General features: G+C 67.9%; 25 protein-coding genes. 16 read left to right on the plus strand and 9 right to left on the minus strand.

Translation table 11 applies throughout. From position 1 onward, the window contains the following. Positions 1–361: SRPBCC domain-containing protein (locus tag ABD089_RS06455; protein WP_343885434.1), on the plus strand; the 361-nt coding region annotated here is incomplete at its 5' end. A gap of 15 nt (positions 362–376) precedes the next feature. Here the strand turns inward: ABD089_RS06455 and ABD089_RS06460 are convergent. Together ABD089_RS06460 and ABD089_RS06465 are read right to left on the minus strand one after the other, a co-directional pair. Then, positions 377–1,012, minus strand: coding sequence for an HAD family hydrolase (locus ABD089_RS06460; RefSeq protein WP_343885435.1), 636 nt, complete (start codon positions 1,010–1,012; stop codon positions 377–379). Between the two features lie 34 nt (positions 1,013–1,046). Beyond that, positions 1,047–1,727 (minus strand): alpha/beta fold hydrolase, encoded by a 681-nt coding sequence (locus tag ABD089_RS06465; protein WP_343885437.1) that lies wholly within the window; start codon positions 1,725–1,727, stop codon positions 1,047–1,049. A 220-nt stretch (positions 1,728–1,947) separates the two neighbouring features. Between ABD089_RS06465 and ABD089_RS06470 the strand changes: the two genes are divergently transcribed. Together ABD089_RS06470 and ABD089_RS06475 are read left to right on the plus strand one after the other, a co-directional pair. Continuing rightward, entirely contained in the window at positions 1,948–2,679 is a 732-nt protein-coding gene (locus ABD089_RS06470) for an oxamate carbamoyltransferase subunit AllH family protein (protein WP_343885438.1), read from the plus strand. Between the two features lie 14 nt (positions 2,680–2,693). Next, positions 2,694–3,329 carry an HAD-IA family hydrolase gene (locus ABD089_RS06475; RefSeq protein ID WP_343885440.1) on the plus strand — a complete coding sequence of 212 codons (636 nt, stop codon included), beginning with the start codon at positions 2,694–2,696 and terminating at the stop codon, positions 3,327–3,329. A 7-nt stretch (positions 3,330–3,336) separates the two neighbouring features. Here the strand turns inward: ABD089_RS06475 and ABD089_RS06480 are convergent, their stop codons facing one another. Further along, entirely contained in the window at positions 3,337–5,253 is a 1,917-nt protein-coding gene (locus tag ABD089_RS06480) for a BCCT family transporter (RefSeq protein WP_343885441.1), read from the minus strand. A gap of 288 nt (positions 5,254–5,541) precedes the next feature. Here ABD089_RS06480 and ABD089_RS06485 point away from each other — a divergent pair, with 288 nt between their 5' ends. Further along, positions 5,542–6,471: a ribokinase gene (locus ABD089_RS06485; RefSeq protein WP_343885442.1), complete on the plus strand. Its 930-nt coding sequence runs from the start codon at positions 5,542–5,544 to the stop codon at positions 6,469–6,471. Here the strand turns inward: ABD089_RS06485 and ABD089_RS06490 are convergent. Continuing rightward, the gene (locus ABD089_RS06490; RefSeq protein ID WP_343885444.1) at positions 6,455–7,780 is read right to left on the minus strand and encodes a sodium:proton antiporter; all 1,326 of its coding nucleotides are present in this window, start codon (positions 7,778–7,780) and stop codon (positions 6,455–6,457) included. The two genes, ABD089_RS06485 and ABD089_RS06490, sit on opposite strands and share 17 nt — an antisense overlap. A gap of 93 nt (positions 7,781–7,873) precedes the next feature. On the opposite strand from ABD089_RS06490, the gene ABD089_RS06495 reads away from it, so the two are divergent. The 3 genes from ABD089_RS06495 (at position 7,874) to ABD089_RS06510 (ending at position 10,751) form a co-directional block, all read left to right on the plus strand. Continuing rightward, positions 7,874–9,259, plus strand: a complete 1,386-nt coding sequence (locus tag ABD089_RS06495) for a plasmid pRiA4b ORF-3 family protein (protein ID WP_343885445.1) — start codon at positions 7,874–7,876, stop codon at positions 9,257–9,259. Beyond that, complete coding sequence (locus tag ABD089_RS06500; RefSeq protein WP_343885520.1) at positions 9,217–9,396, plus strand: hypothetical protein; 180 nt, start codon at positions 9,217–9,219, stop codon at positions 9,394–9,396. Before ABD089_RS06495 ends, ABD089_RS06500 begins: the two co-directional genes overlap by 43 nt. Positions 9,397–9,710: 314 nt before the next feature. Beyond that, the gene (locus ABD089_RS06510; RefSeq protein WP_343885446.1) at positions 9,711–10,751 is read left to right on the plus strand and encodes an endo-1,4-beta-xylanase; all 1,041 of its coding nucleotides are present in this window, start codon (positions 9,711–9,713) and stop codon (positions 10,749–10,751) included. A 32-nt stretch (positions 10,752–10,783) separates the two neighbouring features. On the opposite strand, the gene ABD089_RS06515 is transcribed toward ABD089_RS06510, so the two are convergent. Continuing rightward, positions 10,784–11,452, minus strand: a complete 669-nt coding sequence (locus tag ABD089_RS06515) for a nuclease-related domain-containing protein (RefSeq protein WP_343885447.1) — start codon at positions 11,450–11,452, stop codon at positions 10,784–10,786. 346 nt (positions 11,453–11,798) lie between these two features. Between ABD089_RS06515 and ABD089_RS06520 the strand changes: the two genes are divergently transcribed. After that, the gene (locus tag ABD089_RS06520; protein ID WP_343885448.1) at positions 11,799–12,890 is read left to right on the plus strand and encodes a glycosyltransferase family protein; all 1,092 of its coding nucleotides are present in this window, start codon (positions 11,799–11,801) and stop codon (positions 12,888–12,890) included. Here the strand turns inward: ABD089_RS06520 and ABD089_RS06525 are convergent. Continuing rightward, positions 12,869–13,945, minus strand: a complete 1,077-nt coding sequence (locus ABD089_RS06525; protein ID WP_343885450.1) for a glycosyltransferase — start codon at positions 13,943–13,945, stop codon at positions 12,869–12,871. The genes ABD089_RS06520 and ABD089_RS06525 overlap by 22 nt on opposite strands. An 83-nt stretch (positions 13,946–14,028) precedes the next feature. Between ABD089_RS06525 and ABD089_RS06530 the strand changes: the two genes are divergently transcribed. Then, positions 14,029–14,850 (plus strand): glycosyltransferase family 2 protein, encoded by an 822-nt coding sequence (locus tag ABD089_RS06530; RefSeq protein ID WP_343885451.1) that lies wholly within the window; start codon positions 14,029–14,031, stop codon positions 14,848–14,850. Here the strand turns inward: ABD089_RS06530 and ABD089_RS06535 are convergent. Beyond that, positions 14,749–15,858: a glycosyltransferase gene (locus ABD089_RS06535; RefSeq protein WP_343885452.1), complete on the minus strand. Its 1,110-nt coding sequence runs from the start codon at positions 15,856–15,858 to the stop codon at positions 14,749–14,751. The two genes, ABD089_RS06530 and ABD089_RS06535, sit on opposite strands and share 102 nt — an antisense overlap. A gap of 247 nt (positions 15,859–16,105) precedes the next feature. On the opposite strand from ABD089_RS06535, the gene ABD089_RS06540 reads away from it, so the two are divergent. From ABD089_RS06540 to ABD089_RS06560, 5 genes are all read left to right on the plus strand, one after another. Further along, complete coding sequence (locus ABD089_RS06540; RefSeq protein WP_343885453.1) at positions 16,106–16,432, plus strand: hypothetical protein; 327 nt, start codon at positions 16,106–16,108, stop codon at positions 16,430–16,432. A gap of 211 nt (positions 16,433–16,643) precedes the next feature. Further along, the gene (locus tag ABD089_RS06545; protein WP_343885454.1) at positions 16,644–17,558 is read left to right on the plus strand and encodes an EamA family transporter; all 915 of its coding nucleotides are present in this window, start codon (positions 16,644–16,646) and stop codon (positions 17,556–17,558) included. Between the two features lie 72 nt (positions 17,559–17,630). Further along, on the plus strand, positions 17,631–18,302 hold the full coding sequence (locus ABD089_RS06550; protein ID WP_343885455.1) for a TetR/AcrR family transcriptional regulator: 672 nt from the start codon (positions 17,631–17,633) through the stop codon (positions 18,300–18,302). Next, positions 18,299–19,192 (plus strand): ABC transporter ATP-binding protein, encoded by an 894-nt coding sequence (locus ABD089_RS06555; RefSeq protein WP_343885457.1) that lies wholly within the window; start codon positions 18,299–18,301, stop codon positions 19,190–19,192. Before ABD089_RS06550 ends, ABD089_RS06555 begins: the two co-directional genes overlap by 4 nt. Continuing rightward, positions 19,192–20,820 (plus strand): ABC transporter permease, encoded by a 1,629-nt coding sequence (locus ABD089_RS06560; protein ID WP_343885459.1) that lies wholly within the window; start codon positions 19,192–19,194, stop codon positions 20,818–20,820. The genes ABD089_RS06555 and ABD089_RS06560 overlap by 1 nt, the downstream gene beginning before the upstream one ends. A gap of 25 nt (positions 20,821–20,845) precedes the next feature. Here the strand turns inward: ABD089_RS06560 and ABD089_RS06565 are convergent, their stop codons facing one another. Beyond that, the gene (locus ABD089_RS06565) at positions 20,846–21,820 is read right to left on the minus strand and encodes an acyl-CoA thioesterase (RefSeq protein WP_343885461.1); all 975 of its coding nucleotides are present in this window, start codon (positions 21,818–21,820) and stop codon (positions 20,846–20,848) included. Positions 21,821–21,955: 135 nt separating this feature from the next. Here ABD089_RS06565 and ABD089_RS06570 point away from each other — a divergent pair, with 135 nt between their 5' ends. Both ABD089_RS06570 and ABD089_RS06575 read left to right on the plus strand, forming a co-directional pair. Beyond that, positions 21,956–22,786, plus strand: a complete 831-nt coding sequence (locus tag ABD089_RS06570) for a polyprenol monophosphomannose synthase (protein WP_343885462.1) — start codon at positions 21,956–21,958, stop codon at positions 22,784–22,786. 33 nt (positions 22,787–22,819) lie between these two features. Then, positions 22,820–23,710 carry a hypothetical protein gene (locus ABD089_RS06575; RefSeq protein WP_343885463.1) on the plus strand — a complete coding sequence of 297 codons (891 nt, stop codon included), beginning with the start codon at positions 22,820–22,822 and terminating at the stop codon, positions 23,708–23,710. Between the two features lie 1,261 nt (positions 23,711–24,971). On the opposite strand, the gene ABD089_RS06580 is transcribed toward ABD089_RS06575, so the two are convergent. Then, positions 24,972–26,120, minus strand: a complete 1,149-nt coding sequence (locus tag ABD089_RS06580) for a hypothetical protein (RefSeq protein WP_343885464.1) — start codon at positions 26,118–26,120, stop codon at positions 24,972–24,974. Positions 26,121–26,433: the final 313 nt, after the last annotated feature.

The raw sequence follows: 26,433 nt of genomic DNA on the forward strand, positions 1-26,433 counted from the left end.
CGTGTGGGCCGAGCTGACCAGCTCGGGCACGCCGCGAGGCTGGCTCTACGACACCATCGCCACGTCCGACTGGCAGCCCGGGTCCCGCTACGAGATGCGGACCGAGGATGGCTTCTTGATGATCGACGGGGAGGTCCTGGAGAGCGAAGCACCGAACCGTTTGCACCTGGGCTTCGGCTGCCACTGGGACGCCGAGGTCGACGCAGAGGAGCCCGGCACCCTCAGCTACGACCTGCGCAGCATCGGCGATGCCACCGAACTCACGGTCACCTCCGCCGACCTCGGCCCAGCCACGCGCGCCTCCGCCGAGGAGAGCAATGACGAGATCTACGCCGGCCTCAAGGCGCAGCTGGAGTCCTGAGCCCCTCACCAGCGCTCAGCCCAGTTCGGCGTCCAGTTCGTCGATGGTGGCCACGGTGCGGGTGCCGGACGGGAACTCCTCCTCCCCGAAGAGCCCGGTGGTGATCGCGACGAACGCCAGCCCCGCGGCGGTGGCCGCCTGCTCGTCCATCAACGCGTCCCCGACGTAGGTGACGTCGGCCACGCCGAGGTCGGCGAGCAGCGCGCGGGCATTGTCGAACACCGCCGGGTCAGGCTTGTGGACGGGTGACTGGTCGGCCCCCTGGACGAGGAAGAGCCGCTCAACCGGGAACCCGCAGCGCGTCAGGTCGGCCAGCGCCATCTCCGTCCGGGTGCTCGTGACCACCCCGACCTGCGCCCCTTCGTCCAGCAAGCGGGTGACAAGCTCCACGGCCCCGGGGACGGGTTGTTTGGGGAATTGCGCCGCGCTGGACGCATTCGCGGCGCGCATCTCGTCCGGGGTCGCCGAGTGCCGGTAGTAGTGACCGATCATCTCGTCGAACGGCTTGCCCCAGTGCGTGCGCAGGGTCTCGTCGTCCAGCTCGATGCCGTAGCTGGTGCGGGCGACATGACGATGGTGGTTCCACTTCACCTCGCGGGTGAGCAGCAGGGTGTCGTCCATGTCGAAGATGACGGCGCGAGTCTTTTCCACGCAGCGAACCTAGTGGCCAGCGGCCAGAACGGGGTCAGTCCGCCAGGGAGGCCAGGAGCGCAGCCAGTTCGTCGGGGCAGCTCAACATCGGCCAATGGCCCGAGTCGATGTCGAGGTACTCCAGGTGGTCGACACCTTGTAGTTCGGCAATGTCACCGGCGTCGAACCACGCCTTCGCGTCCTCGACCGAGTACTCGGGGCAGACCAGCACCACCGGCACCTTCTTGCGGGCCGGGTCGGTGTAGTGCACCGTCGCGTGCGTCACGGAGTGCGGCACCGGGTGCGCGCCGGCCTCCATCGCCGTCTTCTGCTGCTCGCTGAGGTCGTCGGAGTCGGGCCCGGCGAAGGTTGCCCAACCGGGGAAGGGCATGTGTCCGTCCACGGGCTCGAAGAAGGGGGCATATGCCTCGCCGCCCGTGGTCGGCATGCCGCCCACCAGCGCGACCTTGGCGACCTTGCCCGGTCGACGATCAGCCGCCAGCCAGGCCAGCGTCGAAGCCGCCGAGTGGCCGACCACGAGCACGGGCCCCGATGCCGCGTCCACCGCCTGCACGACCGCGCTCAGCTGGTCGTCCAGGGTCGCATCCTCGGGGCTGGCGCCCTGACCGGGAAGGGTCACGGCGACGGGTTCGTGGCCCGCCTCCCGAAGACCGGGCAGCACTGAGTCCCACGCCGAACCGTCGAGCCACAGGCCCGACAACAACACGATGTCCACGGTTCTCTCCTTCCTCGGGCGCACCTGGTGTGCGTTGGCTCCAGACAATCAGGTATCACTGACAAACCCCAACCCCCGCCCCTGTGGGTGCACCCTAAGGCGAGCCACCCATGCAGATGTCGAAGGATCCGCCCTCGTGGTTCGCACATTGGCCAGGACAAGGCAGAATGGATGCAACAACTTCGATGGGGATGACGTGAGGGAAGCAACAAGCTGGCGCATGCCTGATGTTGCTGCGCTCGTGCACGTGCACCCCCAGGCGATCGCGTGGCAGTCCGAAGACCCCAACAAGCTCCAGGTCGTCACGAACACCTCCCGCGGACTGGTGCCGGGCGGGTACTGCGTCTCCCCCACCCATTTCCGCGACCTGCAGCACGATCCCGCCAAGGTCGCCGAGCTGACCACCGCCACCCGGATCTCCCTGAAGATGCCGCCGGTCGTTCGGATCGACCCCGCAGCACTGGGCCACTGGCGGGCCGTGTTCACAGAGCCAGGCCAGGTCGGCATCTCCAAGACCCTCGACTCCTGGCGACTGGCGCTGGAACTGGCGGCCGCCGTGGTCTCCAGGCAAGGGACCCGCGAGGTGCTGGACCAGCTGATCGGCATCGGCGAGGGCACCAAACCGGTCGGTGACCAGGTCGTCGTCGGCGTGCTGGCCGGCCTGAGCGCCCGACGGCAGCTGTCGGACGAACTGTCGCTGCTGGTGCGTGAACGCCTCGATCGGACGACCGCCTCGGGGCGCCACGACCTCGCGTGGGCCATCGACGGTGAGTTCAGCGAGCGGATCCACATGATCGTCCTGTCGCTGCACACCCCGGCCGCTGCCCGGGCCCAGGCCCGACGCGCTGGCGGCTGGCGCGGTGCGTCCGGTCTCGACCTCGCGTGCGGCGTGATGGCCGGCATCGAGGCGCCCGGGGTGCCGACCCCGGCGCACGTCCGCACCCGCGGATGATCCAGGCGCCCACCATGTACGAGCACCTGTTCTGGGACATGGGCGGAACCCTCGTCGACACCTATCCGCAGCTCGACGAATCCTTCGTCCGGGTGGTCACGGAGCACGGGCGCGAGGTGGCGCCACTGGAGGTGGCCCGGCTGACGCGCCGTTCCACCGGCGAGGCCATCGCCACTTTGTCGAGCCGGTTCGGCATCGACGCGTCCGCCTTCGAACAGGCACATGACGAACTCAAGGCGCGCTGGGAGCGCGAACCGGCACCGGTGATGCCGGGAGCTCGGGAGTTGCTGGCCGATGTCCGTGCCGCTGGTGGGCTGAACCTGCTGGTCACCCACCGCGACCGCGCCAGTGCCCAGTCGCTGTTGGACGGGCTGGGACTGGTCGTCGACGACCTCATCTCCACAGCGGACGGCTTTGATCGCAAGCCAGCCCCCGACATGTACCTCGAACTGCTGCGCCGGCACGGACTCGACCCGGACGAGTGCCTGGCCGTCGGCGACCGTCCGATCGACGCGCTGGCAGCGCATGCGGCAGGAATCAGGGCCGCGACCCTCGAGAGTCCCGACGCGCCGGTTGATGACGAGGGAGACTTCGAGATCGCGGCCCTGGACCAGTTGCGGCCCCTGCTGGGGCTGCCGGAACCTGCCTGAGGCAAGGTTAGTCGGCGTTGGCCTCCCGTTCGGCATCCAGCTCGGCGAGGTGCTCGTCCGTGACGACCGGGATGGTGGACGTGTCGACCAGCGCACCGACGCCCTCACCGGGCTCGGCGGACTCGACGGCGAGGTGGAAGTCGTCGCCGTGGGTCATCACGCCGTGCACGACGGCCTGCTCGACGGCTGCCTGCGCGTAGCGCCCCCGGACGATCATCGGGTCGGTCGCCAGGTCGCGGGTCAGCGCGACGACCATCGCCACCATGATCACCATGAACGGCAGGCCAGCGATGATCGTGATCGCCTGGAGACCACTGAGCGCGTCCGCGCCCCCGGCGGTCAGCATGATCGCGGCGACGGCACCGGTTGCGACGCCCCAGAAGACGACCGTCTTGCGGGTCGGCTCGATGGTGCCGTTCTCGCTCAACGTCCCCATCACGATCGACGCCGCATCGGCTCCGGAGACGAAGAAGATGCCCACCAGGACCATCACCAGCACCGACGTGACCGAGGCCAGTGGCATGGTGTCGAGCAGGGAGAAGAGGGTGCCCTCGGCGCTCTCGACCTTGCTCAGCGCGGCCCCCGCCTTCTCGGCGTTGATCGCGGCCCCGCCGAAGATCGAGAACCAGATCAGGCTGACGAGCGTCGGGATGAGCAGCACGCCGGAGACGAACTGGCGAATGGTGCGTCCCTTGGAGATGCGGGCGATGAACATGCCCACGAAGGGGGTCCAGCTGACCCACCAGGCCCAGTAGAAGATGGTCCAGCCGGCCAGCCAGTCATTGGCTCCCTCGGCGCCCGAGGCACCGGTACGGGCCGACATCGACATCAGGGTCTGCAGGTAGGTGCCCAGCGTGGTCGGGATCAGGTTCAGGATGAAGACCGTCGGGCCCAGCACGAAGACGAACAGCGCCAGCGCGAGGGCCAGCACCATGTTCAGGTTGGACAGGTACTGGATGCCCTTGCCGACGCCCGAGACCGCGGACAGCACGAAGCAGATGGTCAGGCCCGTGATCAGCAGGATCAGGAAGATGTTGCCCGTATGACCCGCCCAGCCGACGATCTCGACGCCGTGCGCGATCTGCAGGGCACCGAGGCCCAGCGAGGTGGCCGAACCGAACAGGGTCGCAAAGATCGCGAAGATGTCGATGACCTTGCCGGCGGGGCCGTAGGTCTGGCGCTTGCCGAGGATGGGCTCGAAGACGGCGCTGATCGTCAGCGGACGGCCCTTGCGGAAGACGCCGTAGGCGATGGCGACGCCGACGACGGCATAGATCGCCCAAGGGTGCAGGCCCCAGTGGAACAAGGTGGTCGCCATGGCCGTCTGGACGGCGTTGACGTTGCCTGCCTCACCGGTTCCGGGCGGCGGGGTGACGAAATGGGCCAGCGGCTCGGCCGCGCCGTAGAACATCAGGCCGATGCCCATGCCGGCGCTGAACATCATGGCGATCCAGCTGACGGTGCTGAACTCGGGTTCCTCACCGTCGCGGCCCAGCGGGATGCGTCCGTACGGGCTGATCGCCAGCCACAAGACGTAGAACACGAAGCCCGTGGCGGCCAGCGAGAACAACCAGCCGGCGTTGGTGACGACCCAGTCGAGGCCCGACGAGGACGCAGCGCCGAGGCTGGTCGGCGCTCCGATGCCCCAGCCAACGAAGGCCAGCATGAGGGCGGCGGAGATGAAGAAGACCACCTTGTCGAGCGAACCGGGGCGGTCGCTCTCCATCGCCTCGGGCGGCGGCTCGAGGGCGGGGTGGGCGGTGTCGACGACGCGACCGTCGCCGGTGACGCGGGCCAGCCCGGCTGCTGAGCTCAGCAGCCCGCGGCCACCGCGGTGGGTGTTGATGGAGCTGTGGTTGCGGGAGCTGCGGGATGCCCCGGTACGCCGCTTCCTCTTGTTTTCAGATCGATCTTGCTCGGCCATGCAGTGCGCCTCCTGGGATTGATGAACCCAATGAACCTACGTGGTGACAGGGCCATCCGCCATCTGGACGGGGATCCGCAGGGGCGTCGAGCGCAGGACATACCCCTCGTGGCCGCCAAAAGGCACCTCTTTGGAGCGGTTCGGTCCTGCTGCGGGACCGGTTTGCGCTGACAGGGCTCTTTTGGCGGGGTCAGGGCTCTTTTGGCGGGGTCAGGGCTCTTTTGGGGGTGGTCGGGCTGCGGGCGTGCTTGTGTTGGCTCGTTGATGGGGCCAACCGAAGGGGACGTGATGGCAGCGAGCTCGATCGTGGTGCTGGGGAGCGCGAACACCGACCTGGTGGTGCAGCTGGACCGCCGGCCCGGGCCGGGTGAGACCGTGCTCGGCGGCGACCTGGCGGTGTTGCCGGGCGGCAAGGGTGCGAACCAGGCGGTGGCCGCGGCGCGTAGCGGCGGTTCGGTGGTCTTCCTCGGCGCAGTCGGGCAGGACGGCAACGGTGACCTGCTGCTGGAATCGATGGGCGCTGCCGGCGTGGACGTCTCGCAGGTTGCGCGAGTGGAGCGCCCGACGGGGACGGCGATGATCCAGGTCACACCCGAGGGGGAGAACTCGATCGTCGTGTCACCGGGTGCGAATACGGAGCTGACCAGCGATTTTGCCGATCGATTCACCGACATCTGGGGCGCAGCCGCGGTACTGGTCTTCAACTTTGAGTGCCTGCCGGCGACCGTCGAGCATGTCGCGACAAAGGCGGCCGAGAAGGGGGTGCGGGTGGTGTTGAATGCCGCGCCTGCCTTCGAGATCGAGCCCGGGCTGTTGGCTGTGGCCGACCCCTTGGTGGTGAACGAGACGGAGGCGGTCATCGTCGCCGGGCGTGAGGGCGCGCCTGGGGCGAGCGCCGACCCGGTCGAGTTGGCCGAGCGCCTGGTGGGAAGGGGCGCACGGTCGGTGGTGGTGACACTTGGCGCGGCGGGCTGCGTCCTGGCAGGGGCGGGAGTCACGGCGAGGGTCCCGGCGTACGTGGTGAACGCCGTGGACACCACCGGAGCCGGGGACGCCTTCGTCGGCGCCCTGGCCTGTGAGCTGTCCCGCGGACGCTCGCTGGAGGAGGCGGTTCGATTCGCCACAGCCACCAGCGCGGTGTCGGTGCAGTCGCTGGGGGCGCAGTCGTCCTATCATCCCCGTGCCGAGGTCGAGGCCTTCATCAGCTCGCACTGCTAACCCCGATCGGGCGCCACACCAGCGCCAACAGCACCGCGACGACCGCGACCCCCACAGCGATGGACCAGGTGGCACCGACCAGGAAGATCAGCACCATGCTGACCAGCACCGGCCCGAGCAGGCGCAGCGCCGTGACGAGGTAGCCGCCGAAGCTCGGCATCGGGGTGCCCTGCGCCTCAGCCACGGAGCGGATCATGAAGTTTGGACCATTGCCGATGTAGCTCAGCGCGCCACAGCACACCGCACCGAGGCTGATCGCGACCAGATACACCTCCGGGACGCCGGCGACGCGCGGCTCACCCGGCATGGCGGACGCGAGGTCGAAGAAGGTGGCGTAGGTGGGGGCGTTGTCGAGGAAGGCGCTCAGCCCGCCGGTGAAGCCGAAGAAGGTGATCTCGTTCAGGGGCAGGGACGGAGCGACGTGGTGCAGCACCTTGAGCGCGGCGGGCATGGTGAGGAAGATGCCCAGGAAGATCGCTGCGACCTCGAGGATCGGGTCCCATTCGAAACCAGCGTCGTGACGCACCTGCTTCTCGCCCCACAGCCAGGAGATCACCCCGAGCGTGACCAGCGCGATCTCCCGGAAGGGGGACGACACCAGCGCGACGGTCAGCACGACGCCCACCAGGAGCAGGAACTGCCGCCGTCCGCGCAGCTTCAGGGGCTCGACCGAGGTCTCGTCCCATTCCCGGTGGGCGGCGTCCTCGTCGCGCCACAGCCGCCGGTCCATCAGGTAGTAGGCGACCAGCAGGACGCCGTTGACGAACAGCCACGGGCCGAACAGGTTGAGCGTCCACAGGAAGGGAACCCCGCGCAACAGTCCCAGGAAGAGCGGCGGGTCGCCGAGGGGGGTGAGCAGACCGCCGCAGTTGGCCATCACGAAGATCGCGAAGACGACGGTGTGGGCGCGCCGGGCCCGTTCGGAGTTCGTCGACAGCAGCGGACGGATCAACAGCATGGACGCGCCGGTGGTCCCGATCACGGACGCGAGGACGCCGCCCAGCGCGAGGAAGGCGGTGTTGTTCCGCGGGGTGGCGCGCAGGTCACCGGAGAGATGGATGCCGCCGCAGATCACGAACAGGGCGCTGAGCAGGGCGATGAACCCGACGTACTCGTGCAGGGTGCTGGCCACGTGTGCTGCATCACCGGTTGCCAGCAGCACGGCCGCAGTTGGGAGCCCGAGCAGGAGTGAGACCCCGAGCTGGTGCAGCGGTTTGCCCCACCAGTCGGCGGCCCGCGGCACCAGCGGCAGCACCGCGATGCACGCGAGCAGGGCGACGAAGGGCACGACTCCCAATGCCTGCAGCATTCTCGGACCCTATCCCCACGACTGGGTCGATCGGCTCCCGTAGTCGGTAGGTGGTTTCCCCAATCCGAGGATCCGAGGTGTTTGACTGGGGTCATGCCCGAGTCTGACGAGCAGCGGTTCCAACAGATCGTCCAGCAGTTGTTGGACGATGGCATGGCGCCCCAGGACCTCTTCGCCGCCTTCAACCAGGAGATGAGGGCTGCGGTCCCCTCTCCCTTCGCGATCGCCGAGAACACGGAGATTGCCCTGCCGGCACCTCCCAACACGGCGGAGGTGCTGCGCGTTCGCATCGACCTCGTGGGGGCCAAGCCGCCGATCTGGCGACGGCTCGATGTTCGGGGCGACGTCACCCTGGACCATCTCCACCACCTGCTGCAGGCCGCCATGGGATGGACCGACTCCCACTTGCACCGCTTCACGCCTCACCCCACTGCGCGCGGCCGCGACCCCTGGTTCGTCACCGAGTTCGACCGGGATGAGGGCGAGGAAGGCACGCCCGAGGAGTCAGCGCGCCTTGACCAGGTGTTGCGCGCCAAGGGCGACGTGCTCAGCTATGAATACGACTTCGGCGATGGCTGGGAACACCGGATCGTCCTGGAGTCGAGCCGTGTGGCGAACACGGATCACCCGGTGATGACCTGCGTGGCTGGACGACGACTCTGCCCACCGGAGGACGTCGGCGGTATCGGCACCTGGAACGAACTCTCGGAAGCGTTGCGCCGGAACCCGGACCCCACGAAGCTCACCGGCGACCTGCAGCATTACTCGCAGTGGCTGCCACGCACCATCCAGCCCGACCTGTTCACCGTCGAGGCCACGAACCAGATGATCCAGCTCGTGGACCTCTCCCCCTCGGAACAGGTCGACCGGCTCTCGGCGCTGGGCCTGCTGCCGGTCACGGTGGCGTCCCTCGACGAGATCGCGACCCTGCTCCCTGACCACCGGCTGCAGGACTTCGGGGACTGGATCATCCAAGCCTGGGACCAAGCAGGGCTGTCCCCCAACCCCGTACCACCGCCCACGGACCAGGAACTTGAGTGGTTGCTGCAGCCGTGGCTGCTCATGATCGAACTGGCACATCCGGACGGGATCCGGCTCACCCAGGCTGGTTTCATGGCGCCGGAGGTGTGCCTGGAGATCACCGCAAACAGCCGCATCGACAACTGGTACGGCCAGGGGAACCGCGAGTCCAACAGCCAGGAACTCGCGCTGCACCGACGATTGGCGATCGACGCGGGACTGCTGCGCAAGCACAAGGGACGCCTGGTGCTCACCCGCGCAGGCAAGAAGGCGCGCACGGATCGGGATGAGTTGGTCAGGTGCGCGTCAGCCTCCTTGCTGGGAGGTCGGGATGAGTTCACCAAGCATGCCTGGACGCTGGCCGTTCTCCTGCTCTCGCGGCCACCGGGAGCATGCAACCCGACGTGGTGGCCGACATGCTCACCGAGATCGGCTGGACGGTCGACGGCCAGCCGGTGAAGCAGTGGTCAGCTCGGTTGCACCCGCTCGATCTTGCCCTGGGGTGTGGGAGCACGGCGCACCGACACAACGGCCCGGCGGTGTCACCCGCTGCCATCCGTTACCTGGCCGCCCGGGCGCTGTTCCGGGAACTTTGACCAACCCAGCTCGGACTGGGTGGCGAAACTGCCGTAGTTGGCAGGAAATCCACCCAGTCCGAGGCGCGCCGAGCGATGGAGACTACTTCACCCAGGCCAGCGGAACTGCTTGGTGCCCCGGCGAGGCGGATCACGTGGAAGGGGTACATGACCGTGACCGCGGGTGGGACTTCCTCGGTGGCGGCGGTCTTGAACACCTGTTTCGAGCCTCACTCAAACCATCGCCAGCAACCTCAACGGCCCCGTGCCGGTGCTCAAGGGGGGCACCCCTGCGAATTGATCGGCGTTATGCGGGGGCTGGCAGGCTGGGTGCCATGAATTCCCGCCTCACCTGCTTGCCGGCCCTCGCTGCCCTGGCCCTGCTGGCCAGTTGTGCAGGGGCACAGTCGACCTCGTCCCCGAGCGTCTCCATCCCCCCGGATGTCTCGAAGCGCGTCATCCTTGGGGCAGCGATGACCAAGGAACAGCTGCGCGACCCGGAGATGATCGGCCTTGTCAAGGGCACCTTCACTTCCCTGACGCCGGACAACCAGATGAAGTGGGGCATCCTCCAGCCGGAGCGGGGCCAGTTCGACTTCTCGTCCGCGGACGAGATGATGGCCATCGCCAAGCAGAACGACATGCGCGTCCGCGGCCACGCCCTGATGTGGTACCCGGTGCCCGACTGGGTCAAGGAACAGGCCACCACCTGCGACGCGGCCAAGGACATCCTCAAGACCCACATCACCACCGTTGTCACGCACTTCAAGGGGCAGGTGCCGGAGTGGGACGTCGTGAACGAGCCCCTGGACGAGAACGGAAACCTGCGCGAGGAGGACCCCTTCCTCAAGGCTTGCGGGGAGTCGATCATCGACGACGCCTTCATCTGGGCCCACGCGGCCGACCCCGACGCCGTCCTGTTCCTGAACGACTACTCGACCCTCGTGCCGGACGCGAAGGGCACCGGCCAGTACGAGCTGGTGAAGCGCCTGGTCGAGCGCAAGGTACCGATCAACGCGGTCGGGTTCCAGGGACACGAAAAGGTTGACAGCCTGGGATCAGGCGCGGCGGAGAACATGCAGCGCCACGCCGACCTGGGGCTGAAGGTGGCCCTCACGGAGGTCGACGTCCGGCTGGAGAAGAAGGGCGACGCCCCGACCGAGGAGCAGGTGACCCAGCAGGCCGACACCTACCGTCAGCTGGCGGTGCTGTGCGCGGTGAACCGCTCATGCATCGGCTTCACCGTGTGGAGCGTCAGCGACCGTACCGAGTGGGTCCGCAAGCAGACCGAGGGTTTCGACTTCCAGGGCATGGCCGACCAGGACCTCGTCCACCGTCCGGCATGGGACGCGGTGGTCAAGACCCTGCGTCCCTGAGAGCTCACCACCGGAGCGGGACCGCCCCCGGATCATGTGATGCCCCAGGTCGACCCGCGTCGAACTGCCGCGCCCACCTCGGCCGTCTGCTCATCGGTGAAGACTCGCTTGCGGGTGCGCAACCACAGCCGCAGCATCCGGCGGCTGACCACGCGGACGTCGTCCGGCTGTTCCTTCACATCCCACTGGGCAACGTCGTCGAGAACGACGACACCGCGTACCTTGACGTCGAATCCGCACACCTGGGTCAGCACCTTGCCCACCCGGTTTGCCTCGTGTCGGCTGTTGCGGACGTAGGGCTGCCGCTGCCCGTTGACCAGAACGGTGTCCCCCTTGACCCAGACCTTCGCGCCGCGGTGTCGCTTCGTGTTGAGCGTGAAGACGCCACCCGGGCCGACGACCACGTGGTCGATGTCCGCCCCTCGCGCTCCGATCGGCAGGGAGTGCACGACGGTCCACGGCGAATCCTCGCCGAGCAACTTCTCCAGGGAATCGCCGACGTGCTGCTCTCCGATCAAGCCCTTCTCCCAGGACGAGATGGCGTCGTTCCCCAGCAGCAGCTTGCGCCAGAAGGTCGGACGTTGGCCCGCCGCCCGGGCCTCAGCCACCTTCGTCTCCAATGACTCCCCAGCGCGGCGGGTGGCGAGGTCAACCTCGGGGACGGCAGGGTCAGACGGCCCCGACGGCGCACTCTTGGTCACCTGTACAGACTAGACCCGACTTCATGGTCCCTCCGTCTTGGGGTGGTTCGGAGCCTGGAAGGCAGATGGAAACCAGCGCTGCTGGACGGGGAATCCAGCAGCGCTGGTCAGGTGCGCTTGAGCGCACCGGGAGGGTCACGCCACGCGCGGTCGTTGCGGGCGGCGCGGTCCAGAAGGGGGTGGGTATCTGAACTGACCATATGGAAACACTGGGGAACTGTTCAGGTGAAGGGTTTTCCATCACAATTCTTGTTGGACATTCGTCCACGCGCGTTGCCGTGGGCATCGCCGCAGGTCACACCTCGGGGCGTGGCGGCCACCGCCTCCGTGCAGCGACACTTGTCTGATGGACCCCATCCGCGTCGCCAGCGTCCCCTTCAGCCAGGTGTACATCCGCCACATCGGCCCCCTGCCCGCGGACGAGGGACGCGTCGTACGCCTGGATGACCCGCGACCCCGCCGCGGGGACGGGACCGAACAGTCAGGCTGGTGGCCGCCGGCGATGCTGGAGCCCGGCTGGATCGACGAACACGCGGACGACTTCGACCTCATGCACGTCCACTTCGGCTTCGACGCCCTCTCCCCCGACGACCTGCAACGCGTCGTCGACGACCTACGGCGCAACAACAAGCCGCTGGTCTACACCGTCCACGATCTCGGGAACCCCCACCACACCGACCCGAGCGCCCACGAAGCCGCGCTCGACGTCCTAGTCCCCGCCGCCGATGCCCTTGTCACGCTGACATCTGGCGCCGCAGCAGAGGTCCGGCGCCGATGGAACCGCGATGCCGCCGTGCTGCCCCACCCGCACGTGCTGGGCCTGGACACCCTGATGGCTCCCCCGCCGCGACGAATCGATGGACCCCTGCGGTTCGGCGTCCACCTCAAGAGCCTGCGCCCCAACATGGCCACCCGCGAGGTCGTGGAGGCACTGGTCGAGGGCGTCAACCAGCTCGACGAACCGGCCATCGTGCAGGTGAACACCCACCCCGAGGTGATGACGGGCGGCGGCCACCAGTCCGTCGAGGGCCTTGGCGCCTGGCTCGAGAACCGCGCCAGCCAGGGCGTCATCGACCTGCAGGTGCACCCCTACTTCGACGAGGACGAGCTGTGGACCTACCTCGCCAGCCTCGACGCATCCGTGTTGCCCTACCGTTGGGGCACCCACAGCGGCTGGCTGGAGGCCTGCGTTGACCTCGGCACCGCTGTCATCGCCCCCAGCTGCGGCTTCTACGCCCAACAGCGTCCGGTCTTCTCCTACGCCAACAGCAGGGACGGCCTGGACGCCCAGTCCCTGGCTCGGGCAGTGCGCGCCGTCGCCGACCATGCCCGCGACCTCGCGCGGACCTACCCAAGGCTTGACCCCGCCTACCGCCTGACGGAACGTCGCTGGGTCGCGGCCGAGCACGAGCGGATCTACCGCGGATTGCTCTCGTGACGCCACAGACCCAGCAGCATCTCCTCGTAGCGGTCGACCATCACGTCCACGGAGAATCCCTCAGCCCGACGCCTTACCTGGGCCCGCGACATTCCCGCCGCGCGCAAGATGGCACGGGGCAGGTCCTCGGGACCCTCGGCCAGCTCCCCTCCGGTGGCCCCCAGCAGTTCGGGCATGGCACCCGCCCGCAGAGCAGCGACCGGCGTCCCGCACCCCATCGCCTCCAGCGGGGCCAGACCGAAGGGCTCGTCCCACAGGGGTGTCGCCAGGAAGACGCTCGAGTCGCCCAGCAGCGCTGGCAGCTGCCCGTGGTCAAGGTGGTGGACGTACTCGATGCGCCAGGCGCCCGCCCCGCCGATCGCCAACCGGGGCGCGATCTGTTCGTCGAAGTAGCCCTGGTCGCTGATCGGACCAGCGATCCGCAGGCCCACCCCAGCCGCACGCGCCGCGTCGATGGCGACGTGCAAACCCTTCTCGGGCGTGATGCGCGCGGCCCACACCGCGGCCGGCGAAGCCGCCTCGGTGGCCGTCCACCTGGACAGGTCGATGCCGTTGTGCACGACGCCCACCGGCACCGGGTCGAGCCACTCACGCCAGCCTGCCGCGTTGAACTCGGAGACGCTGACCCAACGGTGCCGGGCTCCGGGACGCCAATCGGACACCTGCACCACCCGATGGACACGCTCCAGCGTCGCCGGCGTGTGCAGCACGGTCAGCATCGCAGCGTCCGGGAGCGCCCAGTACGGCACCGGGGACAGGCTGTTGTTCAACACCACGTCGTGACCCGCGGCCTGCTCGCACGAGCGCAGCGTCGCCTGGTCGAGCCTTTGGTCGTCCCCCTGCGAACTGCCCGGGCTCCAGACGAAGGATGCAGGCATCATCTCCGCCACCCGCACCCGAGGGTGCATGACCGTGCTGCCCTCCTTGCAGAAGAGCGTGACGTCATGACCGCGGGACGCGAGCTGCGCGCACACGATCGCCGTGTGGGCCTCGAGCCCGCCACGGTATGGCTCCGCGATCGGGTGATGCATGTGTCCCAGTACGGCAATCCTCACGTGCGCAGCATGGCAGCGAATTACCTGCCAACCGCCCCACCACCCCGCGATACCACCCCAATACCGCCCCTAGGGAGGGGACGATGACTTCGGTTTCGGTGCTTGTCATCACCCATCGACGCGACGACCACCTGCTCCACCAGCAACGCGCCCTGCAGCGGGTTCCCGGCTGGGACGAGGCGGTGGTCACATTCATCAATCAGCCCGACGCCCCCTGGGCTGCTGCACCGCCCCGCGTCCGGGCCGAACACCTGACCGCCGACGGGTTGGCTTTGGCGCAGGCCCGCAACCACGCCGCCCGCGCCGGTCGCGGCGAGGTGCTGGTCTTCCTGGACGTCGACTGCCTGCCCGGGCCGGGGACGATCGCCCGGCTCGCGGACGAATGCCAACCGGGGCGGGTGGTGATGGCCGAGCCGCGCTACCTGCCCCCGAGCTGGACGCCGAACACGAGCCCCGAGTCGGTCGCCTTGCCCCACCACTCCCGGGCCGGGTTGCCGGTGGGCCGAACCGATGCCTGGCACATGTTCTGGTCGCTCGGCTTCGCGATGCGGGCGGACGATTTCGCGTCCGTGGGCGGATTCGACGAGGGTTACAGCGGCTACGGCGGGGAAGACACCGACTTCGCGTTCGCCTGCCGGCGCGCGGGCATGGGACTGTGGCTGTCATCCGCGCCGGTCTTCCACCAGGCCCACGCCGTGCACCGGCCACCGCTGCAACACACGTCCAGCATCGTCATCAACGCCCGCCGATTCCGTGAGCGCTGGGGCACTTGGCCGATGGAGGGCTGGCTGGCGGCGCTGGCCTCACGCGGGCTGGTCGCCTGGGGCGACGACGACCTTGAGCTGCTGCGCGAGCCCACCGCCCAAGAGCTGGCCGACTCGCTGGTTCCCGATGCCCGTTTCTAGGGGTTGACGCGGGCTGGCCACCTCCTCCAACAGCTCGCGCACCCGGCGTCCGAAGACCTTCCGGGACACCAGCAGGGCATCGGGGAGCACGCGTCCGTCGAGGCTGCTGGCCAACAGACCCGGCCAGTCGGCGTCGTCCCAGCCCTCCACCAGCGGGACGCCCAAGCGCTCGTGCAGCTGGCGGGCGAACACGAGTTGTTCGTCGTGGGGACGCATCTCCGGCGCAAGGACGACGGGCCGACGGGCGGCCGCGGTGGCCGCGATCGTGTTGTGGCCGGCCCCGCAGACCACCACCTCGGCCCGTTGCAACCACTCGAGCGGGTTGGGCACCCAGCCGTGCAGATGCAGGTTGTCGACTCCGGCCAGGGCAGCGATGTCCCCCGTTGGCCCCAGGACGTGCCACTGCCGGTGCGGGGTCTGTCGGGCGGCTCGCATCAGGTGGGCGAGGTCAACCCCTCGTCCGCCGGCCCCGGAGACGACGGTCACCACGCCGGGTTCCGGCGCCACGTCGGGCAGGTGCGGGTGGTCGTCCGGCATGCCCAGCCAGCGGGTCTTGTCGGCCCACGCGAACTCCGGTTGCTCGAGCTCGCGCGGGTAGTACGCGAACAGCCGCTCCGACAGCGAATACGCCAGCTCGTGCGGTGGGTCGGTGCGATCGCCCGGCATCCGGCGGTGCAGGACGGGGTACCCGGCGAGGTGGCAGAAGGTGGCCGCCTCCACCGACACGTCAACCATCACCAGGTCGGGGTCGACGTCGTCCAGCACCTGCTGCAGCGCACTGAACCGACGCCTGACCTGAGCCGTGGTGGGGGTCCAGTGGAAGGGAGAACTCGACGGTTGCACGTGATCGTCACCCGGGACGACGTCCGGCGGCAGCTCGACGTCCGCGCCCCGGCCACCGACGACGACCACCTGCGCCACTCCCAGCGACGCCAGCCGCCGGGCATGGCGCAGGTGCCCACTGCCATGGTGGTGGGCGTAGTAGACGAGAGTGAGCGGGGCGGCCACCAGCACAGAGTAGGAGCGAAGATGCCCGATTTCCTAGCGCCAGAGGGGGGTGTTCGCGCGGTGGGGGCTGGATCCCTGCACCAGTGGCCTTTCCGACCGATACCTGGGACATAATGCGTAGCCGCGCCTAAGTTCGCAATACTAGATGAGCCTGAAGGACGGCTGTTGGCTGCCCCTGTTCGCACGGGTGGGGGCGCTGGTGGCACCTAGCCTGTTGGTACTCCCTCACCAGCTGAAAGGCGTTCCGATGGCACACACCGTCCCGGGCGGACTTGGGGTGCTGTGCTGCGCCCTGACTGCCTGCTGGACGACGTCGTCCTCGGTGGCCGCGCTGCTTGGCGGCGAGGATGCGCGGGCCGTGTGGTTCGCCGTGGCGAGTGCGCTGGCGATCTGGGGAGCCGGGCTGTGCTGGTTCTTGCTGGTGCGACCCGTGCGGGTGCTGGTCCGTCATCCCAAACCGTCGACCAATCTCACGGCCTCCTCAGCTGGCCTGCCGGTGCTGGCGACGTGCCCGTTGGCCGCGCAGGAAGCTGACAGCAGCGAAACCGAGCAGCGTTCGGTTCCCGCCGCCTGAGTTTCGCCCTGCGTCACCACCGGCTACCGCCTTTGTGGCGCAGCCGGTCCAGGGCCCCGGCCAGGTGCTCGGCCTCGGTGCCATTGGTGGGCGGTTCCCACGGTGTGCTGATGTCGACGATGCCATGGGACGCATGTGGCCTTGCCGTCGACTTCTGCGAAGGTGGTCGGCGCGGGCTCCCCCCCGCGAAGACACCGAGGTGAGGAGACCCATGCCACGCAAGGACGTCGGCCTGGCCGCGCTGGTGATCTGCATCTGGGGCGTGAACTTCGTCTGCGCCAGCCTTGCGATGGAATCGCTGCCCCCGCTGTTCATGGCGGCGGTCCGGTTCACGCTCGTCGCCCTGCCCGCGGTCTTCTTCGTCAAGCCCCCGGCGGCCGGGTGGAAGCCCGTCGTCGCGTCCGGACTGTGCATGGGAGCCGTGCAGTTCGGGTTGCTGTACACGGCCATGAACCTCGGACTACCCGCCGGTCTCGCCTCCCTGGTGCTGCAGGTGCAGAGCCTGTTCACGGTGGGCTTGGCCGCCTTCATACTCGGCGAGCACCCGTCGACGGTGCAGGTCTTCGGCATCCTGGTCGGGATCCTCGGGATGGGCGTGGTCGGCTGGCAGTACCTCGCGCACGCACCCGTGCTGCCCTTCGCGCTGGCGGTGCTGGCCGCGCTCGGGTGGGCCGCCGGCAATATCGTCACCCGGCGCCACCCACCCCGCAGCGGGTTCTCCCTGGTGATCTGGTCGGCGCTGGTGCCACCTATCCCGTTGCTGCTCGGCTCGATGGTGCTGGAGGGCCCGATGGCCGGATTCCACGGCTTGGCGCACCTGAGCCTGCGCTCGGCGCTGGGCGTGGCCTTCGTGACCTATGGCGCCTCCATGGTCGGCTACGGCCTGTGGAACCTGCTGCTGAGCAGGCATTCGGCGGCCACCGTCTCGCCCTGGTCGATGTTCGTCCCGGTAGTTGGAGCGATCACCGCCTGGTTCTACAACGGCGAGGTCCCTACCCCAATGGGCATTCTGGGCGCCGCCATCACCGTCGCCGGCGTGCTGCTGGCCCTCGGGGCGGGAAACCGTCTGTTCGCCCGTGCCGACGTTCCCGACCCTGAGCCAGCGATCGAGCCCCCGGGCCTGTGAGCCCAGACAGACCTTGGCATTCACACCACGCCACCCTTGACGGTGACTGAACAGGCGTTCAGACTATTGAACGTGAGTTCAAACCCCGCCGACCTGACCACCGAGGCCCGCATCCGTGCCGCTGCCGTCGAGCTCTTCGGCGAGCAGGGCTTCCCGCACACAACGATCCGCCAGATCGCCGAGCGGGCAGGGGTTTCGGCGCCACTCGTGATGCACCACTTCGGGTCCAAGGACAAGCTGCGCGAGGCCTGCGACAACTGGGCGATGGAGGCCCTCTCGCAAAAGACCGCCTTCCTCTCCCTTGGCTCGATGCCCACCATGGACACCTACATCGAGCAGCACCCCGAGTACCGGACGCTGATGGCCTACCTCGTCTCGGGCCTTCGCGCCGGCGGCCCCACCGCCGACCGGATCTTCGACCGCCTGATGGAGACCTCCACCGAGATGGTCGACCAGGCCGTCGAGACGGGCGTCATGCGCCTACCCGACGACCGGGAGGCCGCGGTCGCCTACCTGGTCGCCTCCTCCTGTGGAGTGATGCTGCTCGGTTCCCAGTTCAGCCGCCACCTCGGCGGCACCGCGCTGACAGACCCCCGGGTCGTCCACCGCTACAGCGCCGCCACCACCGACCTGCTCACCCACGGCGCCTTCACCGCCGAGTACCGCGACGCCCTGCTGGCCTCACTCGGGCAGGCCGATGAGCAAACCACCACCAGCACCATCACGCAGGAAGAACGGAAATGACCCAGAACGCGATCGAGGTCCAAGGCCTCGTCAAGACTTTCGGACCCACCCGCGCGCTGAACGGGTTGACGATGCAGGTCGCCACCGGTCAGGTGCACGGCTTCCTCGGGCCCAATGGCTCGGGCAAGTCCACCACCATCCGGGTGTTGCTGGGCCTGTTGCGGGCCGACTCCGGCACCGCGTCCCTGCTCGGTGGCGACCCCTGGGCCGACGCGCCCAGCCTGCACCGCAGGTTGGCCTATGTTCCAGGCGACGTGAACCTGTGGCCGAACCTGACCGGCGGCGAGGCGATCGACGTGCTCGGACGCTCCCGCGGTGGCCTCAACCCCACCCGCCGCGCCGAACTGATCGACAAGTTCGACCTCGACCCGCGCAAGAAGGGCCGCACCTACTCCAAGGGCAACCGGCAGAAGGTCGCCCTGGTCGCGGCGCTCGCGTCCGACGTCGAACTGTTGTTGCTGGACGAACCCACCAGCGGCCTGGACCCCCTGATGGAGCGGATCTTCACCGACGAGATCCTCGCCGACAAGGCCCGCGGACGCACCGTGCTGCTCAGCTCACACATCCTGTCGGAGGTTGAGAAGCTGTGTGACCACGTCAGCCTGATCCGCGCCGGACGAATCATCGAGACCGGGACGCTGAGCGACCTGCGCCACCTCCACCGACTGGACATCACCGCCGATCTCGACCGTCTTCCCGCCGAGGACCTGCACCAACTGCCCGGCGTCCACGATTTGGCGATCACCGGGAACACGCTGTCCGCGCACGTCGACGCCGATGCCCTGAACGGGCTGCTGTCGGCGCTGACCAGCTGCGGAGTGCGCTCGCTGACCTCCACCCCACCCTCGCTGGAAGAGCTCTTCCTCTCCCACTACGACGGGACGAAGTGATGTCGTCCACCGGCCACAGGAGCACCAGCACCGTGACCGGGCTGGGCAGCTCGCTGCGGCTCGCGGTGCGCCGCAACCGATGGTTCTGGCTGTCCTGGATCATCGGCCTGGCCATTCTGATGCCGATGACCGCCGCGCAGTACGAGACGATCATCCCGGCCGGCACCGACCCCCGCGACACCCTCGAACCACTGCGCAACAACCCGTCCATGCTGGCCCTGCTCGGCCCGGCCTTCGACATCTACACCAAGGGTGGTTTCGTCTTCTGGCGCGTGGGCGGCTTCTGCTCGATGTTCGCCGGAATGATGGCGGGCTTCGGGATCATCCGCGCCACCCGTGCCGAGGAGGAGGAAGGACGCCTGGAGATGGTCCGCTCCGGGGCGATCGGACGACATGCCCCGCTCGCCGCCGGCATCCTGCTCGGCGCGCTGGGTTCGGCCACCCTCGGCATCGTCACCGCAGCGCTGCTCGTCGCGTCGGGTCTTCCGGCCACCGGGTCGGTGGCCTCCGGGCTGGCGCTCACCGTCGAGGGCCTCGCCTTCACCGGCATCGGCGCGGTGGTTGCGCAGGTCTTCGGGAGCGCCCGCACCACTCGCTACTGGACCCTCGGCGCCCTGTGGGGCGGCATGTTCGTCGTCCGGATGATGATCGACGGCGGCGGGGAGTCCGTGCCGGGATGGCTACGTTGGCTGGTCCCGATGGAGTGGGGCATGCTGATCCGGCCCTTCTCGGACGAGCGATGGCGGGTCGCCCTGTTGCCGCTGGGGCTGTTCGTGGCGCTGGTGGCGCTGGCCTTCCGGTTGGAGTCCGCCCGCGACCACGGCGCCGGGCTGGTCCAGCCCCGTCCGGGACCCGCCGCGGCATCACGCTCCTTGTCAGGACCATTCGGGCTCGCTTGGCGGTTGCAACGCGGCGGCGTGATCGGCTGGGTGGTCGCGATTTCCCTGAGCGCCCTGGGCTGCGGACGGATCGTCTCCCAGATGGAGGAGTCCTTCGCCGCCAACCCCGAACTCGGCGAGATGGTCGAGAAGATGGGCGGCAGTGACGACATCTTCGTCGCCTTCTACGTCGCGATGCTCGGCATCATCGGCACCGTCACCGCGATCTTCGCGGCCACCGTGCTGAACCGGCTCAAGTCCGAGGAGGTCCGCGGGCACGCCGAACAGATGCTGGCCACCGCCATCGGACGGACGCGCTACGCGGCAAGCCACTTGGGGATCGCGTTCGCCTTCACGACGGTCGCGTTCGTGTTGACCGGTGCCCTGCTGCCCTTTGCGCAGGCCCAGCGGGACGGCAACTGGTCGCTGGTTGGGACGTACACCCGCAGCGCCTTGGGGCTGTTGCCCGGGCTGTGGCTGGTGCTCGGGTTCGCGATGCTGCTGATCGGTTGGGCGCCACGGCTCACCGGGCTGGTGTGGGGGCTGCTCGGCTGGACCCTGTTCGCCACCTGGTTCAGCGTCCTGTTCGACCTGCCGGTCTGGCTGACCAAGATGCAGCCGTGGGGTTACCTGCCCCACCTGCCGCGCGACCCGATGGGCTGGACGGCCTTCCTGGTGGAGTTGATGCTCGCAATGGCGCTGGTCGTCGTCGGGCTCGTTGGGTACCGCAGGCGGGGCATCCCGGGCTGAGCGGGGGCTTCCACCCTCGGAGACCTCAGCCCTCGGCGGTGCGGGGAACCTCTCGCGGGGCAGTGCGGGCGATCTGCTCGCGAATGTCGATCAGGCGCTTGGCGTGGGACTGCAGTGCCAGGTCCTCGGGCAGGGTCGGGTTCCATGAGCGGACGGCGACCTTGCGCGAGCCCGTCGGGTCCAGCGCCACCAGCACCATCAGGCAGTGGGTGGTGGTGTGCATCTCGCCGCCGCTGCGGGGATCCCCGGACCGGACATGCACCGAGACGTGCATGGACGAGTGGCCGGTGTGGATCAAGCGCGCCTCGACCTCCACCAGGTGCCCGATCTGGATCGGACGGTAGAACCGCACGCCACCAGCGAAGACGGCGATGGCGGGACCTTGGTGCCACTGCTCCGCGACCAGGTTCGCGGCCTCGTCGATCCACTGCATCACGGAGCCGCCGTGCACCTTGCCGCCCCAGTTCACATCCGTCGGCTTGGCCAGGAACCGCAGCGTCCGGCGCAGCGAGGCCGTCGCCTCCGTGTAGACCTGATCGGCCATGTCGGCCTCGATCTCCCGTCGTCCGTTGATCCGGCGCACGGCGATCTGCTGCTGCTCGCGCTCCCAGTCGTCGGTCGGCTCGAAGGCGGGCACCTCGCTCGGGTGCCCGTTCTCGTCCGTCGCGACGAAGACCATCAGGCACTGGCACGTGACGGCCCGCTCCTCCGATCGCGGCGACCCGCTGGAAACGGTGCAGACGATGTGCATCGAGGTCCGTCCGGTGTGGACGATGCGCGCCTGCACCTCGACCATGTCGCCGACCAGCACGGGGCGGCTGAAGCGGACATTGCCGACATAGGCGGTGACGCAGTACTGGCCACTCCACGCCACCGCAGCGGCGTATCCGGCCTTGTCGATCCACTCCAGCACGAGGCCGCCCTCAACACGTCCCTCGGTGTTGCCGTCCATCGGCGCCGCCAGGAATCGAAGGGTCAGGTGGCGCTGGGTGCCGGGCACGATGTGCTCCTTGTTGAGACGGTGGACTGTGATGACTAGGGGAATGGTGCGTGTCGGGTGGGATCGCCCACCAGCCTATCGCCGCGACACGCGGCCCCAGTAACCTTGAGTCCTTGACGTGAGAGGAACGACGACGTGACACAGAACGCGGACACCTACGCCGGTCTCGGCCGGATCCTGGTGATCATCCCGACCTACAACGAGCTGGAGAACATCGGCCCGATCACGTCGCGGTTGCGCAAGGCGGTCCCCCAGGCCCACATCCTCATCGCGGACGACAACTCCCCCGACGGCACCGGCGCCAAGGCCGACGAGCTCGCCGCCGCGGACGACCACATCCACGTCAACCACCGCAAGGGCAAGGAGGGGCTGGGTGCCGCCTACCTTGATTCCTTCAAGTGGGGTCTCGACCAGGGCTACGACGTCCTAGTGGAGTTCGACGCGGACGGCTCCCACCAGCCCGAGCAGCTTCATCGACTGCTGGACGCGCTGGCCGACGGCGCCGACATGGTCAAGGGCTCCCGCTGGGTGAAAGGCGGTTCGATCGTGAACTGGCCCAAGCACCGCGAGTTCCTCTCGCGCGGCGGCTCGGTCTACATCCAGCTGATGCTCGGCATGCCGATCAAGGACGTCACCGGCGGCTTCAACGCCTTCCGCGCGGACGCGCTGCGTCAGCTCGTCTCCGAGAACATCGACCGGCACGGCTACGGGATCCAGCGCGACCTGACCTGGAATGCCTACCGCAAGGGCTTCACCATCGTCGAGGTTCCGATCGACTTCGTGGAGCGGGAGATCGGTGACTCCAAGATGGGCAGCGATGTCGTGAAGGAGGCCATCAAGTCGACCACGAAGATGGGCCTGCAGCACCGCGGCAGCCAGCTGCGCACCCTCGGCAAGGGGGTCGCCGCCAGCGCCGGCAAGGGCTTGGACGCCGCGAAGCAACAGGTCGCCAAGCGCCGCGGCTGAACGCCGCCGCCCCGAAGTCACCTTCGTCCATCCATGGCGACCCGTGAGAACACCAGCCGGGAACAGCTGGCGCGCGAGGCCTTCGCGCTCGTCTTCTCCGATGCCCTGCAAGCGCGCGGCCTGACCCTGGACGGCGTCCACGCCCGGCTCGTCGCGGCGGGTTGTCCCGTGTCGATCGCCACCCTGAGCTACTGGCAGACCGGACGCTCACTGCCCACCCGGATGGCGTCGATGGCGGCGCTGGCCGAACTCGACCGGATCTTCGAGCTGCCCCCCGGCTACCTCGTCTCCCTGCTGCCTGCGCGCACCGACCGGTCGTGGCGGTTGCGCCAGGTGCTGGACTCCTACGACCGGGTCGAGCAGATCTTCGCGGGTTGGGGTTCGTCCACCGACTCCCAGCTGACCAGCATCGTCGTCCACGAACGGCACCTGGTGCAGGACGAGGGCCAGCGGATCGTCTCCCGGATGCGGCAGCTGATGCGCTGCACCGGGGACGACGTGACGACGACGCCATACATCTTCCAGCAGCCCGCCGCGCACGTCGCGCCTCGTCCACAGGCCCTGACCGGCTGCGAGATCGGCAACTCCTTCATCGATCAGGACGCGGGGCTGGCCGTCGGCGAGTGGGTCTTCCCGCGGCCAGTCCAGGCCGGGGAGCTGGTCTGTTTCGACTTCGAGATCGACTGGGTCTCCTCCGACCCGCTGGACCGCTGCTTCGAGCGGCTGTTGGCCGACCAGGCGCAGATTCTGTCGATCCAGGTCGAGTTCACCGGACGTCCACCCGCCCGGGCCAGGCGCCAACTGCGCGCCAACCATGACACGGATATGCTGGTGGACGAGCCGCTGCCGGTGGACGGCAACCAGGTCACGTCCCTGGTGGTTGACCCGCAACCCGGAGTGCACGGGGTCCGCTGGGAGTTCTGACGCGGGAATGTCGTCGCGGCAGGGAAGTAGGCGTACGGCCGCGCGCGTCCATCAGAATTGACCAAGAAGAAGAGGCACGTGGCACCTCCGCTCCACTCACCAAATAGAAGGCCACCCTTGCTCAGCCCAACGCCAATAATCGGTCAGGCCCTCGCCCGGGGCCCCGGGAGGCCTAGATCATCGAGAAGAACACCCATATTCGCCGAGGTCTAGCTTCGCCAAGGAATCATACTGGACAACCTCCTCTACAAGCACTGCCTGCCCGTCCTCCATATGAGACGGTACCTCAACCCAAATTTCGCTGCCGTTTTCGGCCACGCCAGTAACCAAGCGTCCTGCAACGGAGAATCCTGCTTGAATGCCTGGGGCGAATTTGACACGGACACCGGCCGTCGATCGTCCTGGGAGTTCTGCGGGATTCACGCCCGTCAGATAGTCATACTGCGCCAGTATGGAATCCGTCGGCGTGCCGCCCGAGTCAATCGATCTTACTTCCATCCTCCTAAAGGCATCTTCACGGCATACGGAGCCAGCGATCCAAACGCCACCCCCTCAGGGCGACGAACCCGGGAGAGTAGGGGCGTGAGGGGGCGCATGACGCAACGAGCAGCGACCATGCCGCGAACAACAGGAGTTTCGTAAGGCGGTGACGTTCCGCAATTTCAGCTAACATGCTCCATCTTCCGGCTCTCATAGATCGGGGAGTTGGGACTCTTGGGCCAGCGAAGTCATGAACACCGAAATCACCTCAAGAGGTCCAACTCAGGTCCAAGTTGACCGTGCCCAAGTAGTCAAGAGTGTCACTGGACTTCTTTAACCTGCAGCAGTCGACAGACGTTCCACAATTGTCTATTCAGTTCCTCAGATCTGGAGAAGGCTGCAGCGGGCAAGTAGGCATACCGCCGCGCGCGCCCATCAGAATTGACCAAGAAGAAGAGGCACGTAGCGCCCCCGCTCCACTCACCAAATAGAAGCCCACCCTTACCCAGTCCAACGCCAATGACGTCATCCGCACCGAACGATACCTTTCCAAGGGGTCGGGGTACCTCTATCTGCCTCGTCACCCCATCGAACTTCACAGCTCCGAGCGACAGGTATCGGAGGCCGGTGCAAGCAAAGAAGACCCCTAGGGAAGCGACGGCGACTGCCGACTTCCCGCTCATGTCTGTCGCGGCCAGTATCGCAACCAAGGAATACATTCCAAACGACAGGGGCGATGCCACTCGGAAGTACCGCGTTGGCCGCGCGATAGTTTGCCGGCTCACCACGCAGAATACCGATGAGTCGAAACGTAGGCGGCGCCTGTATACATGCCGATATGGACGTTCATTCCCCACCGGACCGATCGTGGAATGTACGACCCTGCTCGTCGACGATGTCTCCAGGTAGCGGCGTACTTTCCACCTCGTCGCGCATAATGCCCGCCGCCATATCTGTAGACGCGCTCCATCACACGACCGCCAACACGTCCGGGCAGGACACCCCATGCAAATGTGCTGCCTGCTTCCCTCCAGCGACGCTGCCTAGCATAGGCGCCCATGTATATGCCTACGAACGTGTCGAAAACCGCGCTACCGGTCACCTGCGCATAGGTCGGGTCGATCGTCACCGGGAACACCCGCGCCGGGTCGGTCAACCACGCCGCGTCCGTCACCACCTGCAACGACCCCCGCGACTTATTCTTCCCCTTGCCCACACCCGGGACCTGGGACCGGGTACCCAACCGGAACTTCGCCGCCTTCGGCGTCCCGTGGCCCTGCACCTTCGCACCCGCCGCGTCCCACACCAGCGGGGCGTGCAGCTTCGAACGGGTCTTCTTCGACCCATCCACCAACGCCACCCCACCATCAGTCGCGGTCGCGTCTGCGCCGGTCACCATCAACGTGGTCGGCAACACCACCTCACCCTTGCTGCCATAGCGGGACACCAGCGCCTCAGCGCCCCGGGCCGAGGTCACCGACCACACCAACTCGAACCCCGCCGGGCGGGCCTCCACCCGCACATCCACGCCCGGCACCACATCCCGATAGGTCGCCGTCGACCCGTCCAGGACCGGCTCGGGCAACACCACACCATCCAGACCAACCTCGGCGCCCACACCATCAGCGCCGGTCATCGACACCACAGGTTCCGAACCACCACCCGACAACGACACCTCCCCCGGCACAGCCGCCGGCCGCACCCGCGACCCATCCGCCACCAGCGAGGTGTCCACCCGGCGCCACTGCGCCGCCGACGTGCTCGTCGCCGGGGACTCGAACTGCACCGGACCCGCCGCGGCCTCCTCCTCCACACGTCCATCCGGGAACACGAACACCCGACGCGACACCGACCGCTCCGACAACACCTCCACCGGACCACCCGACCCCCGCGCCGTCACCGACGCCGACACCCAATCCGGACGCGTCACCACCCCATCCAACGCCACCAGACCATCCGCGCCCCGCGACAAACCCTTCGCCGCCGGAGTAGAGGCCGGTGCCGGGTCCTCCGCCCACGCGTCACGCTGCGGCAACCCCGCCCACGCCAACGCCAACGACACCGCCCCAACCACACACCGCACACCAACACGACCAGCAACCGACGAGACCATGGCCACACCCTCGGGGGAGAAGGAACGAAACGCTCACAGAGTGGCAGAACCCACAGCCCCTGCACAGACCCCCAACCCGGCCACCGGCAGACACCGACCCGCCGACTAGGACATTCGTCCATCACCGTGA

The organism is Luteococcus sanguinis (assembly GCF_039527675.1).
GTDB classification, from domain to species: Bacteria; Actinomycetota; Actinomycetes; order Propionibacteriales; family Propionibacteriaceae; genus Luteococcus; species Luteococcus sanguinis.

Bases quoted from the DNA above. Each gene is read 5' to 3' on its own strand.
- ABD089_RS06470 (WP_343885438.1), top strand. From the start codon at position 1,948: ATGCCTGATGTTGCTGCGCTCGTGCACGTGCACCCCCAGGCGATCGCG.
- ABD089_RS06475 (WP_343885440.1), top strand. From the start codon at position 2,694: ATGTACGAGCACCTGTTCTGGGACATGGGCGGAACCCTCGTCGACACC.
- ABD089_RS06480 (WP_343885441.1), bottom strand. From the start codon at position 5,253: ATGGCCGAGCAAGATCGATCTGAAAACAAGAGGAAGCGGCGTACCGGG.
- ABD089_RS06485 (WP_343885442.1), top strand. From the start codon at position 5,542: ATGGCAGCGAGCTCGATCGTGGTGCTGGGGAGCGCGAACACCGACCTG.
- ABD089_RS06490 (WP_343885444.1), bottom strand. From the start codon at position 7,780: ATGCTGCAGGCATTGGGAGTCGTGCCCTTCGTCGCCCTGCTCGCGTGC.
- ABD089_RS06495 (WP_343885445.1), top strand. From the start codon at position 7,874: ATGCCCGAGTCTGACGAGCAGCGGTTCCAACAGATCGTCCAGCAGTTG.
- ABD089_RS06500 (WP_343885520.1), top strand. From the start codon at position 9,217: ATGCTCACCGAGATCGGCTGGACGGTCGACGGCCAGCCGGTGAAGCAG.
- ABD089_RS06510 (WP_343885446.1), top strand. From the start codon at position 9,711: ATGAATTCCCGCCTCACCTGCTTGCCGGCCCTCGCTGCCCTGGCCCTG.
- ABD089_RS06520 (WP_343885448.1), top strand. From the start codon at position 11,799: ATGGACCCCATCCGCGTCGCCAGCGTCCCCTTCAGCCAGGTGTACATC.
- ABD089_RS06530 (WP_343885451.1), top strand. From the start codon at position 14,029: ATGACTTCGGTTTCGGTGCTTGTCATCACCCATCGACGCGACGACCAC.
- ABD089_RS06540 (WP_343885453.1), top strand. From the start codon at position 16,106: ATGGCACACACCGTCCCGGGCGGACTTGGGGTGCTGTGCTGCGCCCTG.
- ABD089_RS06545 (WP_343885454.1), top strand. From the start codon at position 16,644: ATGCCACGCAAGGACGTCGGCCTGGCCGCGCTGGTGATCTGCATCTGG.
- ABD089_RS06555 (WP_343885457.1), top strand. From the start codon at position 18,299: ATGACCCAGAACGCGATCGAGGTCCAAGGCCTCGTCAAGACTTTCGGA.
- ABD089_RS06560 (WP_343885459.1), top strand. From the start codon at position 19,192: ATGTCGTCCACCGGCCACAGGAGCACCAGCACCGTGACCGGGCTGGGC.
- ABD089_RS06575 (WP_343885463.1), top strand. From the start codon at position 22,820: ATGGCGACCCGTGAGAACACCAGCCGGGAACAGCTGGCGCGCGAGGCC.